The organism is Jiella marina (assembly GCF_024359545.1).
Lineage (GTDB): Bacteria > Pseudomonadota > Alphaproteobacteria > Rhizobiales > Rhizobiaceae > Jiella.
Map to the genome: position 1 here is coordinate 108,121 of NZ_JAKQZG010000011.1, position 14,020 is coordinate 122,140.

Annotated in this window: 14 protein-coding genes and 1 pseudogene; 7 read left to right on the plus strand and 8 right to left on the minus strand. The window is 63.8% G+C overall.

The genetic code is table 11. The features are described from left to right. The 3 genes and pseudogenes from MF134_RS17815 to MF134_RS17825 form a co-directional block, all read left to right on the plus strand. Positions 1-453, plus strand: a complete 453-nt coding sequence (locus MF134_RS17815) for a GNAT family N-acetyltransferase (RefSeq protein ID WP_255340831.1) — start codon at positions 1-3, stop codon at positions 451-453. A gap of 38 nt (positions 454-491) precedes the next feature. Beyond that, positions 492-1,100, plus strand: a complete 609-nt coding sequence (gene cobO / locus MF134_RS17820; protein WP_255340914.1) for a cob(I)yrinic acid a,c-diamide adenosyltransferase — start codon at positions 492-494, stop codon at positions 1,098-1,100. Positions 1,101-1,288: 188 nt separating this feature from the next. Continuing rightward, positions 1,289-1,420, plus strand: a pseudogene (locus tag MF134_RS17825) (cob(I)yrinic acid a,c-diamide adenosyltransferase); the annotation flags it as partial. Between the two features lie 174 nt (positions 1,421-1,594). Here MF134_RS17825 and MF134_RS17830 read toward each other — a convergent pair. The 3 genes from MF134_RS17830 to rpsO form a co-directional block, all read right to left on the minus strand. Further along, entirely contained in the window at positions 1,595-2,158 is a 564-nt protein-coding gene (locus tag MF134_RS17830; protein ID WP_255340832.1) for a GNAT family N-acetyltransferase, read from the minus strand. 265 nt (positions 2,159-2,423) lie between these two features. Beyond that, positions 2,424-4,562 carry a polyribonucleotide nucleotidyltransferase gene (pnp, locus tag MF134_RS17835; RefSeq protein WP_255340833.1) on the minus strand — a complete coding sequence of 713 codons (2,139 nt, stop codon included), beginning with the start codon at positions 4,560-4,562 and terminating at the stop codon, positions 2,424-2,426. A 295-nt stretch (positions 4,563-4,857) separates the two neighbouring features. Continuing rightward, the gene (gene rpsO / locus MF134_RS17840; RefSeq protein ID WP_255340834.1) at positions 4,858-5,127 is read right to left on the minus strand and encodes a 30S ribosomal protein S15; all 270 of its coding nucleotides are present in this window, start codon (positions 5,125-5,127) and stop codon (positions 4,858-4,860) included. Positions 5,128-5,427: 300 nt separating this feature from the next. Here rpsO and dnaN point away from each other — a divergent pair, with 300 nt between their 5' ends. From dnaN to moeB, 3 genes are read left to right on the plus strand one after another with little or no spacing between them, the layout of a single operon-like run. Then, positions 5,428-6,552, plus strand: a complete 1,125-nt coding sequence (dnaN, locus tag MF134_RS17845; protein WP_255340835.1) for a DNA polymerase III subunit beta — start codon at positions 5,428-5,430, stop codon at positions 6,550-6,552. Then, the gene (recF, locus tag MF134_RS17850) at positions 6,549-7,691 is read left to right on the plus strand and encodes a DNA replication/repair protein RecF (RefSeq protein ID WP_255340836.1); all 1,143 of its coding nucleotides are present in this window, start codon (positions 6,549-6,551) and stop codon (positions 7,689-7,691) included. Before dnaN ends, recF begins: the two co-directional genes overlap by 4 nt. Before the next feature lies 1 nt (position 7,692). Continuing rightward, the gene (gene moeB, locus MF134_RS17855) at positions 7,693-8,460 is read left to right on the plus strand and encodes a molybdopterin-synthase adenylyltransferase MoeB (protein WP_255340837.1); all 768 of its coding nucleotides are present in this window, start codon (positions 7,693-7,695) and stop codon (positions 8,458-8,460) included. 31 nt (positions 8,461-8,491) lie between these two features. Here the strand turns inward: moeB and MF134_RS17860 are convergent, their stop codons facing one another. The 5 genes from MF134_RS17860 to sppA form a co-directional block, all read right to left on the minus strand. Then, positions 8,492-9,883 carry a nucleobase:cation symporter-2 family protein gene (locus MF134_RS17860; RefSeq protein WP_255340838.1) on the minus strand — a complete coding sequence of 464 codons (1,392 nt, stop codon included), beginning with the start codon at positions 9,881-9,883 and terminating at the stop codon, positions 8,492-8,494. 209 nt (positions 9,884-10,092) lie between these two features. Then, complete coding sequence (locus tag MF134_RS17865; RefSeq protein ID WP_255340839.1) at positions 10,093-10,560, minus strand: Hsp20 family protein; 468 nt, start codon at positions 10,558-10,560, stop codon at positions 10,093-10,095. Between the two features lie 558 nt (positions 10,561-11,118). Then, positions 11,119-11,511, minus strand: coding sequence for a LapA family protein (locus tag MF134_RS17870; RefSeq protein WP_255340840.1), 393 nt, complete (start codon positions 11,509-11,511; stop codon positions 11,119-11,121). A 172-nt stretch (positions 11,512-11,683) separates the two neighbouring features. Then, the gene (locus MF134_RS17875) at positions 11,684-11,965 is read right to left on the minus strand and encodes an integration host factor subunit beta (RefSeq protein WP_255340841.1); all 282 of its coding nucleotides are present in this window, start codon (positions 11,963-11,965) and stop codon (positions 11,684-11,686) included. Positions 11,966-12,070: 105 nt separating this feature from the next. Next, positions 12,071-13,054, minus strand: a complete 984-nt coding sequence (gene sppA, locus MF134_RS17880) for a signal peptide peptidase SppA (RefSeq protein ID WP_255340842.1) — start codon at positions 13,052-13,054, stop codon at positions 12,071-12,073. A 294-nt stretch (positions 13,055-13,348) separates the two neighbouring features. Between sppA and lptC the strand changes: the two genes are divergently transcribed. Beyond that, positions 13,349-14,017, plus strand: coding sequence for an LPS export ABC transporter periplasmic protein LptC (gene lptC / locus MF134_RS17885; protein WP_255340843.1), 669 nt, complete (start codon positions 13,349-13,351; stop codon positions 14,015-14,017). Positions 14,018-14,020 lie beyond the last annotated feature (3 nt).

Below are 14,020 nucleotides of genomic sequence, written 5' to 3' on the forward strand. Positions count from 1 at the left end.
ATGACACCGACCATTCAGCTGATCGATCTGCCCGAAAACGACCTGCGCCAGCGCATCGTCGCGCCGCTCGCGGAATATTCGACGCGCAAGAATTTCGCGTTCGCTCCCCGTTTCGTCACGCTCGCCCTGAATGACGGGCAAGGCATCGATGGCGGTCTGATCGCCCAGATCTATTGGGACTGGATGTATATCGAAATTCTTGCCGTGCCGGAGCGCTGGCGCGGACAGGGTCTCGGCCGCGCGCTGATCGAAAACGCCGAGGCGATCGCGCGCGAAAACGGCTGCACCGGCGTTTGGGTCGACACCTATTCCTTCCAGTCGCCGGGCTTTTACGAAGCGATGGGCTACAAGCCGTTCGGCGAGCTGCCGGACTATCCGAAGGGCGAGGAGCGGCTGTTCTTCGCCAAGCTGTTTCAGACCGGCGAGGCGCCGGAATCCGGGAGAGCCGCATGAGCGAGGAAACGCCCGAACGCCGCAAGGCGACCGATGGCATGAGCGAAGCGGAACTCGACGCCCGCCATGCCGAGAAGATGAAGAAGAAGAAGGCCGCGCGCGACAAGATCATCGCGACGAAGACGATCGAGAAGGGTCTCCTCATCGTCCACACCGGCAAGGGCAAGGGCAAGTCCACCGCCGCCTTCGGCCTCGTGTTTCGCGCCCTCGGCAATGGCATGAAGGTGGGCGTCGTCCAGTTCGTCAAAGGGAAGTGGGAGACGGGCGAGCGCAAGATCCTCGAACATTTCCCCGACCAGGTGACGATGACCGCCATGGGCGACGGCTTCACCTGGGAGACCCAGGACCGCCAGCGCGACATCCAGGCCGCCAGGGCCGCATGGGAGCGGGCGAAGACGATGATCATGGATGACGAACACGACATGGTGCTGCTCGACGAAATGAACATCGTCCTGCGCTACGACTATCTCGACATTGCCGAAGTGCTGGAATTCCTGAAGCAGAAGCCCGAGAAGAAGCACGTCGTCATCACCGGGCGGAACGCCAAGGACGAGTTGATCGAACTCGCCGATCTCGTCACCGAGATGGAGATGGTGAAACACCCCTTCCGCTCCGGCGTGAAGGCGCAGAAGGGCATCGAGTTCTGACGCCGACCCAGCGCGGCAATTGAGTAGACCCTCATCCTGAGCCTGTCGAAGGGCGAGGGTCGCTTGGCGCCGGCGTTGCCTCTTCCCTCGTCCTTCGACAGGCTCAGGATGAGGGAAGAGGCGGGCGCGGCGAGTCTCTGGCGTTGGTTTGATTCTTTGGAAGGGCGCCGCGCTTCAGGGAAGGGAAGAAGCACGTCGTCATCACCGGGCGGAACACCAAGGACGAGTTGATCGAACTCGCCGATCTCGTCACCGAGATGGAGATGGTGAAACACCCCTTCCGCTCCGGCGTGAAGGCGCAGAAGGGCATCGAGTTCTGACGCCGACCCAGCGCGGCAATTGAGTAGACCCTCATCCTGAGCCTGTCGAAGGGCGAGGGTCGCTTGGCGCCGGCGTTGCCTCTTCCCTCGCCCTTCGACAGGCTCAGGATGAGGGAAGAGGCGGGCGCGGCAAGTCTTTGGCGTTGGTTTGATCCGTTGGGAGGGGGCCGCGCTTCAGGGAAGGATCGTGCCTGGATAGGTCTGCGGATCGGGGATCGTTCCGGTTCCCTCTCCCAGCGCGCGCTGCATCAAGACCGTATCGATCCAGCGGCCGAACTTGAGCCCAGTCGCCGGCATCGTCCCGATCATCTGGAAGCCGGCCTTCTCGTGCAGCCGGATCGAGCCGCGGTTTTCCGCGCCACCGATGACAGCGAGCATCTGGCGAAAGCCAAGATGCGTGCAGTCCTCGATCAGCCGCTCGATGAGTTCCCATCCGATCCCCTTCCCCCGCGCTTCGGGCGCGAGATAGATCGAATCCTCCACCAGCCAGTTGTAGGCCGGCCGCGTCCGATAGCCCCCGGCATAGGCATAGCCGAGGATCGTGCCATCGCCGGCCTCGGCCACCAGATAGGGATAGCCCTTGCCCGTCACCGCCCGAAACCGCTGCCGCATCTCCGCCTCGTCGGGCGGCACCAGTTCATAGGTCGCCGTACCGTGGAGCACCTGTTCGGCATAGATCGCCGTGATGGCCGCAAGATCGGCCTCTTCGGCCGGACGAAGCAAATGAGCGCCGAGCACGTAAAATCCCTCCAGCCGACAAATGGGGCAAGAGCCGCAAGCGAGAGCGATTCCCGCATACTGCTACGGTTGCCGAAGAAATCGCAGCCACAGCTCCATTGCAAGAAGCAGAGATGAACATCCTCTGGACGGGTCGAAATGTGTGGGGAAGCGCACGAGCCTCAGACCTTCTGGCTCCTGAGCGACGCCGGAAGTCCACACGCAAAGAGGCGCGCCCGATACCGGACGCGCCTCTCTTTATACACCGAAATCTAAGGGTCGCAGCTTACGCCGCGTCTTCCTCGGCCTTGTCCTTCTTGATCTCCTGGCCGGTCGTCTGGTCGACGACCTTCATCGACAGGCGAACCTTGCCGCGCTCGTCAAAGCCCATGAGCTTGACCCAGACCTTGTCGCCTTCCTTGACGACGTCGGTGGTCTTGCCGACGCGCTCCGAGGCGAGCTGGGAGATGTGGACGAGGCCGTCGCGCGAGCCGAAGAAGTTGACGAAGGCGCCGAACTCGACGGTCTTCACCACCGTGCCCTCGTAGACCTCGCCGACTTCCGGCTCGGCCACGATGGAGTGGATCCACTTCTTGGCCGCCTCGATCTCCTTGCCGGAGGAAGAGGCGATCTTCACCGTGCCGTCGTCCTCGATGTTGATCTTGGCACCGGTCTTTTCCACGATCTCGCGGATCACCTTGCCGCCGGAGCCGATCACGTCGCGGATCTTGTCGGTCGGAACGTGCATGACCTCGATGCGCGGCGCGAACTCGCCGAGCTCGGCGCGGCTCTCCGACAGGGCCTTGGACATCTCGCCGAGGATGTGGACACGTCCGCCCTTGGCCTGCTCGAGGGCGATCTTCATGATCTCCTCGGTGATGCCGTCGATCTTGATGTCCATCTGGAGCGAGGTGATGCCCTCGCCCGTGCCGGCCACCTTGAAGTCCATGTCGCCGAGGTGATCCTCGTCGCCGAGAATGTCGGAAAGGACAGCGAAGCGCTCGTCTTCCTTGATCAGGCCCATGGCGATGCCGGCCACCGGACGGGTCAGCGGAACGCCCGCATCCATCAGCGCCAGCGAGGTGCCGCAGACGGTCGCCATCGAGGAAGAGCCGTTCGATTCGGTGATCTCGGAGACGACGCGCAGCGTGTAGGGGAACTGGTCCGGACGCGGCAGCATCGGATGGATCGCGCGCCAGGCGAGCTTGCCATGACCGATCTCGCGGCGGCCGGGCGAGCCCATGCGGCCGGTCTCACCCACCGAATAGGGCGGGAAGTTGTAGTGGAGAAGGAAATTCTCCTTGTAGGTCCCGGTCAGCGCGTCGACGAACTGCTCGTCCTCGCCGGTGCCAAGGGTCGCCACGACCAGCGCCTGGGTCTCGCCGCGGGTGAACACCGCCGAGCCGTGGGTGCGCGGCAGGACGCCGACTTCGGCGACGATGTTGCGCACCGTCGAGAGATCGCGGCCGTCGATGCGGCTCTTGGTGTCGAGAATGTTCCAGCGGACGATCTTGGCCTGGAGCGACTTGAAGACCGCGCCGACCTCTTCCTTGGAATATTTCGTCTCTTCCGCACCCTCGGGCAGGAAGTGCCCGGTCACCTTCGCCTTGGCGGCGTCGACAGCGGCATAGCGTGCCTGCTTGTCGGTGATCTTGTAGGCCTCGCGCAGGTCGTTCTCGACCAGCTGAAGCATCTCGCCTTCGAGCGCCGAGTGATCCGGCGCGACGTGCTCGCGCGGTTCCTTGGCGGCGACTTCGGCGAGCTTGATGATCGCGTCGATCACCGGCTGGAAGCCCTTGTGACCCGCCATCACGGCGCCAAGCATGACCTCTTCGGAGAGTTCCTGCGCTTCCGACTCGACCATCAGGACCGCGGCGTCGGTGCCGGCGACCACGAGATCGAGGGAGGACTCGGCCATCTCGTCGACATGCGGGTTGATCTTGTATTCGCCGCCGATGTAGCCGACGCGCGCGCCGCCGATCGGACCCATGAAGGGGACGCCCGAGAGCGTCAGCGCCGCGGAAACGGCGACCATGGCGACGATGTCCGGATCGTTCTCGAGATCATGCTGGAGAACCGTCGCGACGACCTGGGTGTCGTTCTTGTAGCCCTCGGCGAAGAGCGGACGGATCGGACGGTCGATGAGACGCGAGGTCAGCGTCTCCTTTTCGCTCGGCCGGCCTTCGCGCTTGAAGAAGCCGCCCGGGATCTTGCCGGCCGCGAAGGTCTTTTCCTGATAGTTGACCGTCAGCGGGAAGAAGTCGAAGCCGGCCTTGGGCTGCTTCTCGGAGACGACGGTCGCGAGAACCACGGTCTCGCCATAGGTCGCGAGCACGGCACCGTCCGCCTGACGGGCGATCTTGCCGGTCTCGAGGGTCAGCGGACGTCCCGCCCAGTCGATTTCCACCTTGTGGGAATTGAACATGTACTTGCCTTTCTCATGCACCCCGCCTGGCTGGAGGGGCACTCAACGTTCTCGGTGTTTTCAAACGCGTCACGGGCAAGACGACAGGAGGCTTCGCGAAACCTCTTTTCGAGGCGATCGGGCCGCTACGGGCTCGATAGAAGCATCCGGCAATCCTGCCCCATGACCGTTCAGCGGTTCGAAGCGGCTGCGCCGGACGCGCGGCCCGCTTCAACGGGGCTCGGCCACGGCCTCGGCCGTGCCCGATAGAGATCGGCGGGCCGCCGGCAAGTGCCGGGGTCCGCCGAAAGTGTCGTTAGCGGCGCAGGCCCAGACGCTCGATCAGCGACTGGTAGCGGCTGACTTCGCGCGACTTCAGATAGTCGAGCAGACGACGACGCTGGGAAACCAGCTTCAGAAGCCCGCGGCGCGAATGGTTGTCCTTCTTGTGCGACTTGAAATGTTCGGTCAGGTTGGTGATCCGTTCAGTGAGGATCGCGACCTGGACTTCCGGCGAACCGGTGTCGCCTTCCTTCGTCGCATATTCCGTCATGAGCTCAGCCTTGCGCTCAGCCGTGATCGACATCGCGTTACCCTTTCTGTTCGTCTTGTTGGGGTCGGGACGCCCGGCGCCGGGATGTCGTCCAGCACGGGCCGTTTCCAAGAGGCGGCAACCGACATGGGATGCTGCCTGCCGCGCATATAGGGGAAAAATCCCGGCAATAATAGGGGGAGAAAGCGGCTGCAGGCCCGAAAGCCCGAAAATCCGCCCGTTGCCAACCCCTAGCGGCTGCACAAGCCCGCTTTGGCCTTTCCAAGGGCGGTGCTAGTCTCTAAGAACGTCAGTCCCAAAGCCGTCCCGGCTCGAACTCAACGGCCTCCGTCCATGCGTATCATCATCGAACGTTCGAACCTTCTGAAGTCGCTGTCCCACGTCCACCGGGTCGTGGAACGGCGCAACACGATTCCCATCCTGTCGAACGTCCTGGTGCGCACCGAGGACGAGGCGCTGCGGCTGAAGGCCACCGATCTCGACATCGAGATCACCGAAAGCGTCAAGGCGGCGGGCGAACAGCCCGGCGGCACCACGGTGCCGGCCCATCTTCTCTACGACATCGTGCGCAAGCTGCCGGACGGCTCGGAGGTCAAGCTCGCCACCAATGGCGAAGGCACGCAGATGACGGTCTCGTCGGGCCGGTCGAACTTCCGCCTGCAATGCCTGCCGGAAGCCGATTTTCCCGATATCACCGCCGGCGATCTCAGCCATCATTTCACGATGGAGGCCGGCCAGCTCCTGCGGCTGATCGAGCGCACGCAGTTCGCGATCTCGACCGAGGAGACGCGCTATTATCTGAACGGCATCTATCTCCACACGGTGGAGGCCGACGGCGATCTCACCCTCAGAGCCGTGGCGACCGACGGCCATCGCCTCGCCCGCGCCGAGATGAAGGCGCCTTCCGGTTCGGAAGGCATGCCGGGCATCATCGTGCCGCGCAAGACCGTCGGCGAAGTGCAGAAGCTTCTCGGCGATTGCGACGCCGACGACGAGATCACCGTCGATCTGTCCGATTCGAAGATCCGTTTCGTGATCGGCAACGTGGTGATGACCTCCAAACTGATCGACGGCACCTTCCCGGATTACCAACGCGTGATCCCGCAGAACAACGACAAGGCGCTGACACTGGACCGGCAGAGCTTTTCGGCCGCCGTCGACCGCGTCTCGACCATATCGTCCGAGCGAGGCCGTGCGGTGAAGCTCTCGCTCAGCCCCGCGCAGCTCGTTCTGACCGTCAATTCGCCCGACAGCGGCACGGCGACCGAGGAACTTGCCGTCGAATATGATTCGGACGAGATCGAGATCGGCTTCAACGCCCGTTACCTCCTCGACATCACCGCCCAGCTTTCCGGCGAGAGCGCGGTCTTCATGCTGGCCGATCCCGGCTCGCCGACGCTGATCCGGGACGGCGGCGACGAGACGACGCTCTACGTTCTGATGCCGATGCGGGTGTGAGCCAGACGGGTTCGAACGCACAGGCTTCGACGCGGATCACCCGGCTGCGGCTGGGCGACTTCCGCAACTACGAGACCCTCACGCTCGGTTTCGACAGCCCCTTCGTTGTCTTTTTCGGCAATAACGGCGTCGGCAAGACCAATCTCCTCGAAGCCCTGTCGCTGATGTCGCCCGGCCGGGGCCTGCGGCGTGCGACCTATGGCGAGATGGCGCGCCAGGCGGGAAGCGGCGGCTTTCTGGTGAGGAGCGAGGTGGTTTCGTCCGATGCGGCGACGACAGTCGAAAGCCGCCTCTCGCCGGATGGCTCGGGCCGTGCCCTCAAGATCGACGAGACGGCGGTGAAGACCGCCGACGAGCTGCTCGACATTCTCCGCGTCCTGTGGCTGACGCCGGCGATGGATGGGCTCTTCACCGGGCCCGCCGGCGATCGACGCCGCTTCCTCGACCGGATGGTGCTTGCAGTCGACCCCGCCCATGGCCGGCGCGCCAGCGATTATGAACGGGCCATGCGCTCGCGCAACCGGCTGCTGTCTGAAGACCGCATGGACGACAGCTGGCTTTCGGGCTTGGAGACGCAGATGGCCGAACTCGGCGTCGCCATGGCGATCGCGCGGGCCGACCTCGTGCGCATGCTGTCGGACAAGATCGCGGCGGCGGCCGCTGCGAGCCCCTTCCCCGTCGCCCGGCTGAGCCTCGCCTCGGGTTTCGAGGCGGTCGATTTCTCGATGGCGGCGGTCGAGATCGAGGAAGAGGCGCGGCTGGCTCTGCGACGTTCCCGTCCGCTCGACCGCGCCGCCGGGCGAACGCGTGAGGGCGTGCACCGCGCCGACCTTTCGGTCTATTATGCGGAAAAGGACATGCCGGCCGCGCTCGCCTCCACCGGCGAGCAGAAGGCGCTGCTGATCGGCCTCGTCCTCGCCCACGCCCAGCTCGTCGCCGCCGTTTCCGGCTTCCGGCCGGTCATGCTGCTTGATGAAGTGGCGGCCCATCTCGACCCGGGGCGGCGCGCGGCCCTGTTCGAACTGATCGGCTCGCTGGACGTCCAGGCTTTCATGACCGGTACCGACGCCCATCTGTTCGAGGCGATCGCGGATCGCGCCAACATGATCCCGGTCGGCGGCGACCAGGAAGGACGGTGACATGACGGACGAGCGCAGCCTCGACCAAAGCGAACTCGCCCGCTACGCCCGGCACATCGTGCTGCCGGAGGTGGGCGGGCCGGGCCAGCAGAAGCTGAAACGGGCCCGCATCCTCGTCATCGGCGCCGGCGGCATCGGCTCGCCGGTGGCACTCTATCTCGCCGCGGCAGGTGCCGGTACGCTCGGCCTCGTGGACGACGACACAGTGTCGCTGTCGAACCTCCAGCGGCAGGTGATCCACGGCACGAAGGACATCGATCGGCCCAAGCTCGAAAGCGCCCAGGACAAGATCGCGGACATCAATCCGCATGTGCATGTCGTCCCGTATCACCAGAGAATCGACGCAGGGAACGGTGCCGCGATCGTCCGCGATTACGATCTCGTCGTGGACGGGTCGGACAATTTCACCACGCGTTACGCCATGGCCGATCTTTGCGAAGCCGCCGAGCGGATCCTGGTGACGGCGGCCGTGCAGCGCTTTTCCGGCTCTCTGACAGTGCTCGCGCCGCACTTGAGCGACGCGGAAGGTCGGCCGAACCCACGCTATCGCGACCTCTTTCCGGAGCCGCCTCCCGCCGGCGTCGTTCCCACATGCGCCGAAGCCGGCATCCTGGGCACGACAACCGGGGTTCTCGGGACGCTCGCTGCCAACGAAGCCATCAAGCTCGTCTGCGGCATCGGCGAGCCGCTGATCGGCCGCCTGTTGATGGTCGACCTTCTCGCGCCCCGCTTCGAGACGATTCGCTATCGGCGGCCGAAGTCGGGTTGAGCGGTTTCAGCGACGCGGGCGTCCCGATCGATCATACCCCTTCCGCCTGGACGGACGAGGGAGCCGGTTCGTCCACTGCCTCATGCTCCGGCAGGATCAGCGACAGGAGGATCGCCGCCAGACCCGACAGGGTGATCGGCGTCGCAAAGACCTGGCGAATGAAATCGGGCAATTGCTGGGTCGCGTCCGGCACCAGCGTCACCCCAAGGCCGAGGCCGAAGGAGACGGCCATGATGTAGGCCTTGCGACGGTCGATCTCCTGGGTGGCCAGAATGCGGATGCCGGCAACGGCGATGGTGCCGAAGAGAACCAGCGTGGCGCCGCCCAGAACCGGCTTCGGGACAAGCAGGAACGCGCTGCCGATGATCGGCAGGAAGCCGAGCACTACCAGAAGGCCGGCGATGTAATAGCCGACATGACGGCTGGCGACGCCGGTCATCTGGATGACGCCGTTGTTCTGGGAGAAGGTGGTGTTGGGGAAGGTGTTGAACATCGCGGCGATACCGGAATTGACACCGTCCGCCAGGACACCGCCCTTGATCCGGCTGAGATAGAGCGGCCCCTTCACGGGCTCGCCGGAGATCACGGAATTGGCGGTCAGGTCGCCGGTCGTCTCGATCGCGGTGATCAGGTAGATGAAGGCGATCGGCAGGAACAGGCCAAGGTCGAAATCGATGCCGTATTTGAACGGGATCGGGACGGCAAAGAGCGGCGCCGAGCCGAAGTTCGAGAAGTTCACCATGCCCAGGATCGCGGCGACGACGAAGCCGACGATGAGCCCCAGCATGATCGCCGAAATGCGGACCATCGGATTGGCATGGAAGGTGAACACCAGGATCACCGCGACCACGAGAAAGCCGAGCGCGAGATTGACCGGGTCGCCGAGATTTTCGCCTGCATTCGCCCCACCCGCGAAGTCGGTGAAGCCGACCTTGACCAGCGACAGGCCAATCACGGTGATGACGATGCCGGTCACGGTCGGGGTGATGACGCGGCCGAGCTTGCCGATGAATTGCGATAGCACCACCTCGACCAGGCACCCGACGAGGCAGAGGCCGAAGATCATCGCCAGAATGTCCTCCGGCGTGCCGCCATTGTTCTTCACCGCGAAACCGGCGGCGAGAATGGCACCCAGAAAGGCGAAGCTCGTGCCCTGCAGACTGAGGAGGCCGGAGCCGACCGGCCCGATCCTCCGGCACTGGATGAAGGTCGCCACGCCGGAGACGAACAGCGACATGGCGATCAGATAGGGCACCTCGCTGCCGAGGCCGAGCACGCCGCCGATGATCAGTGTCGGCGTCACGATACCGACGATGGCTGCGAGAATATGCTGCAGCGCCGCCAGTGCGCTCGCACCGGGCGACGGCACGTCGTTCAGCTTGTAGATCATGGCGCCAACCGGCGCTGCTTTCGTTTCGCTCACTTTGCCCACCTCGCCATCATCGACCGCGGCTTTCCTTGCGGAAAACCGCTCCCGTGGCTGGGTAAGGCAGAATGCGTGCCAAACGCCCTTGAACAACCCGAGGACACATGAAAACGCCCCCGACCTCTCGGTCGGGAGCGCCCGGCGATCAGATTGTCATGGACTGCATACGGCTACATAGCCGGTCCGCAGAGAGGCTCAGCGATTGATTACGCCGCTTCCGCCTCGATCTGCTTATCGTTCGCGTTGCCGGGATCGGTCGCGATCGAAATCTTCCGCGGCTTCATCGCCTCGGGAATGACCCGCACGAGATTGATGTGCAGAAGGCCGTTCTTGAGGCTCGCGCCCTTCACCTCGACATGCTCGGCGAGCTGGAACCGGCGCTCGAAGGCGCGGCCGGCAATGCCGCGATAGAGCGTTTCGGCGGAGCTGTCGTCCTTCTCGGCCTTCTCGCCGGTGATCGTCAGCGTGTTCTCACGCGACTCGATCGAGAGTTCGTCCTCGCCGAAACCGGCCACCGCCATGGTGATGCGGTAGGCGTTCTCGCCGGTGCGTTCGATGTTGTAGGGCGGATAGGTCTGGCCATTGTCCGGCTGGGACATGTTGTCGAGCATCGAGAAGAGACGGTCGAAACCGACGGTCGAGCGGTACAGCGGCGCAAAATCAACGTGACGCATGGTGTCCTCCAAGAGAAGCAACAGTGTGAGCGTATGACCGATCAAGCAACCCGACTGGCGTTGCTTCGGTCGCGTGACCCTGTGAAGCGGTCACGTCCTGGATTTGGGGCTCGCGATTTCGCCGTTCAAGAGCTTCCAGGACGCCGAGCAAGAAAAAAATGCACCATGCGACTGAACGGCAGGAGCGCGCCGTGCCGCCTTGGCGACTTGCGCTACTCCGCGCTTTCCTGAACGCCGGATGAATGGCGGCTTCCGGAGAGGTTCAGATGGTGTCTGCGATTATCCGCGTCATCGGGTCGGCCGGGCTGCAAACCAATCGCCTTGTTCCGCGCCGTCCCGCCGCCGCCCGTCTGTCGAGTTCAGCGGCGGACCTCAAACGGTCGCAGTGTCCCGTCCCTTCCACTGTGGCCGCTCGGCCGGGAGTCTTAAGACGGGGCTCCCGGTCTTTTTTCCGTTCTTCAAAGATCATGACGCAACAAAAGACCGCCCGCCATGCGGCGAGCAGTCTGCGAGAATTCTTTATCTGAAGCGAATGTTGGATCGCGTCCGACGCGCCCCTCAGGCGGCGGCCCGGGACATGGGAAGCATCGCCTGGGACGAGCCGGTTCCAACTGCAGGCGGCGTGGAACGATCGCGATCCTCCTGCATCATGCGCAGCCGCGACTTCTGGTCTTCGTTCTCGCGGCGAAGACGCTCGATCTCGTATTTCCGCTTCCAGGCGAGGCGGCGATAGTGGGACTGGGTCAGGAAGGTTCCGATGCCTCCAAGGATCAGACCGACGACCAGAGAGCCCATCAGAAGGTAGAACAGGGGCACGCTGTAGGTCAGCTGCGGGATCGATCCGAACGGGTCGAGGGTGATCGGCACTTCGCCACGGTTGGCGACGAAGAAGATGACGAGCACGATCGCGATCGGCGCAAGAATGAGGAAGGAAAGAATTTTGGCGATCATGGTCTCTTAGTCTCTCTTCGTCCCGCCCCGGTAGCATCTTGATGTCGAAGCCTAACGCGCTGGCACGCAGCCGCGCTCCTTCTCCATCACGCTCGTTCAGTAAATGGCAGACGGGGCGCTGCGGTCAACGCCTGACCGCGACATCGTCGAGACCGCGAATCCGCGTCGAGCGTCATTCCTCGTTCAGGCGCTCGCGCAGTTCCTTGCCGGCCTTGAAGAAAGGCACCCACTTCTCTTCGACCTCCACGGCCTCGCCGGTCCGCGGGTTGCGGCCGGAGCGGGGCGGCCGGTTCTTGACCGAGAATGCCCCGAACCCGCGCAGTTCCACGCGGCTGGAATCGCAAAGAGCCTCTGTGATCTCATCGAAGATCGCGTTGACGATGGTTTCCACGTCCCGCTGATAAAGATGGGGATTGCGGTTGGCGATCGCCTGAACCAGTTCCGACTTGATCATTCGCGCTCTCCTTTCGGCGCGCCCGTCCGGCACTTTGAGCGATGCCGGCGCCAACTCCCGCCAAATCCCGGGCCATTGGCAAAACAGACAGACATTTCCGAAGCTTCATCGAACCTTTGTGCGGCTATCGAAAGGCTGCCAGAGCGAAACGAGCCCGTCAAGATGACCGGTCTTCATCAAGAGCGCCTTGTCGATCGAACCGGCACGCGGATCGAGACCAAGCCAGCCATAGACGGTCCCGCGCACCGATGCCAGCATCGACCATGAGAATGGCTCTTCCGGCTTGCGGTCGACGAAATCGAGCCCCGCCTCGATCTCGCGTTCCTCTTCCAGCCACCGCCGCACGGCCTCCTCGCCGCCGAGCTCGTCGACGAGTTGTCGCTCGAGCCCCTGGCGGCCGCTGAAGATGGAACCGTCCGCCAGCCGTCGAACCTCGCCAACCGACAGATTCCGGCGCTCGGCGACGAGGTCGACGAACCAGTCATAGGTATCCATGACCAGCCGATTGATCATTTCCTTCGCCTCTTCCGGCGGCGGGCCGAACGGCGATGGCTCGGCCTTGAGCGGTCCGGACTTGATGGCGTTCACCTCGACACCCACCGTGTCGAGCAGCTTCTCCGCATTCACATACTGGAAGATGACGCCGATCGAGCCGACGATCGAGGTGCGGCGGGCGACGATGCGGTCGGTTCCGGCAGCGATCATGTAAGCGGCCGACGCTGCAAGCGTGCCCACTTCGGCGACAACCGGCTTGGTTTCGGCAATGTCGCGGACCGCCTGATAGATGGATTCCCCGCCAACGGTCGTGCCGCCGGGCGAGTCGATCCGCAGCACGACGGCCTTGACATTGTCTTCCTGCTTCAAGCGATCGAGGAGGTCGAGCAGCTTGCGATCCTCCAGGATCATGCCTTCGATGGCGACCCGTGCGATCTGACCGCCGCCGGCGGAGGGAATCGCCTTCGGATAGCCGGCCAGAAGCGGGATGGCGAGCACGGCCAGCGCGACGACCACCACTGCGACGATCCGCCAGAAGCTCAGCTTGCGGCGCAGGCGGCGGCGATCGATCATCTCTTCGGCGTTCGCGACCATGACGGCCTCCATCGTGCGAGCCCTCGCAAGTCAGGGCTTCGTCGCCAGCCGGTTACCGAAAAGCGGCGCCGCTGTGAAGCGGGTCACTCGTCGCGGGATGTCTCCGGCGCGGTAAGGTTACGACCTTGGAGCTGTCGTAAAATACCCGCATTGATGCTACAAGGCCGCGCCAATCGACATGCGAGCATGCCCTGTTCAAGCTCGCACGCTCCGGCGGGACCCTTCCGGACCAGAGGTTTTTTGTTGACGTTGCAAAGTGTTGAGCTCGATGCTGAGGGGCATAATATCGCCGGCTTGACGCGCCACGCGGGTTCGCCCTCCCAAAGCCGGGAGGCCGAGTTCCGGCGCGCACGGCGACATGCCAGCATCGTTCGTGTCCTGAAGATCGGCCTGCCGCTTGTCGCCATCCTGATCCTGGTGAGCGGTGCCGCAGCCATCTGGTTCGCCCGCAGCCTGCCCGACGATGTTTCGGTGACCAGCGCCGCGATCGACGACGGCCAGGTCGTCATGGAGGATCCGCGCATGTCGGGCGTCGACGGCGAGGACCGTCCCTACGAACTCATCGCCAGACGCGCCATCCAGTCTCTGGACGGCACCGGCATCACACTCGACAAGATCGAAGCCAAGGTGCCCGTCAACGACGAGACCTCGGCGGAGATCGCGGCCACGACCGGCTATTACGACGCATCGGCGGGGATGCTGTCCCTCACCGAGGGGATCAGGGTTAAGACTAATAACGGCGTTTCCATCCAGCTCGCCGGTGCGAACATTGACCTGTCGGAAGGTACGCTGCATGGTCAGGGGCCCGTTCTGATCAAATCGGCGGGTCAGACGATCCGTTCCGAGACATTGAAGGTCTCTGACAGCGGCAAGCTCCTGTCGTTCGGCGGCGGCGTGCGCATGCTGATCGAGCCCGACTCGCTCAAGGAACAATCCGCGACCTTCCTTCCCAAGAGTAACTAACCC

Excerpts from the sequence above, each read along its gene's own strand:
- MF134_RS17815 (WP_255340831.1), top strand. The coding sequence starts at position 1 with ATGACACCGACCATTCAGCTGATCGATCTGCCCGAAAACGACCTGCGC.
- cobO (WP_255340914.1), top strand. The coding sequence starts at position 492 with ATGAGCGAAGCGGAACTCGACGCCCGCCATGCCGAGAAGATGAAGAAG.
- pnp (WP_255340833.1), bottom strand. The coding sequence starts at position 4,562 with ATGTTCAATTCCCACAAGGTGGAAATCGACTGGGCGGGACGTCCGCTG.
- rpsO (WP_255340834.1), bottom strand. The coding sequence starts at position 5,127 with ATGTCGATCACGGCTGAGCGCAAGGCTGAGCTCATGACGGAATATGCG.
- dnaN (WP_255340835.1), top strand. The coding sequence starts at position 5,428 with ATGCGTATCATCATCGAACGTTCGAACCTTCTGAAGTCGCTGTCCCAC.
- moeB (WP_255340837.1), top strand. The coding sequence starts at position 7,693 with ATGACGGACGAGCGCAGCCTCGACCAAAGCGAACTCGCCCGCTACGCC.
- MF134_RS17865 (WP_255340839.1), bottom strand. The coding sequence starts at position 10,560 with ATGCGTCACGTTGATTTTGCGCCGCTGTACCGCTCGACCGTCGGTTTC.
- MF134_RS17870 (WP_255340840.1), bottom strand. The coding sequence starts at position 11,511 with ATGATCGCCAAAATTCTTTCCTTCCTCATTCTTGCGCCGATCGCGATC.
- MF134_RS17875 (WP_255340841.1), bottom strand. The coding sequence starts at position 11,965 with ATGATCAAGTCGGAACTGGTTCAGGCGATCGCCAACCGCAATCCCCAT.
- sppA (WP_255340842.1), bottom strand. The coding sequence starts at position 13,054 with ATGGTCGCGAACGCCGAAGAGATGATCGATCGCCGCCGCCTGCGCCGC.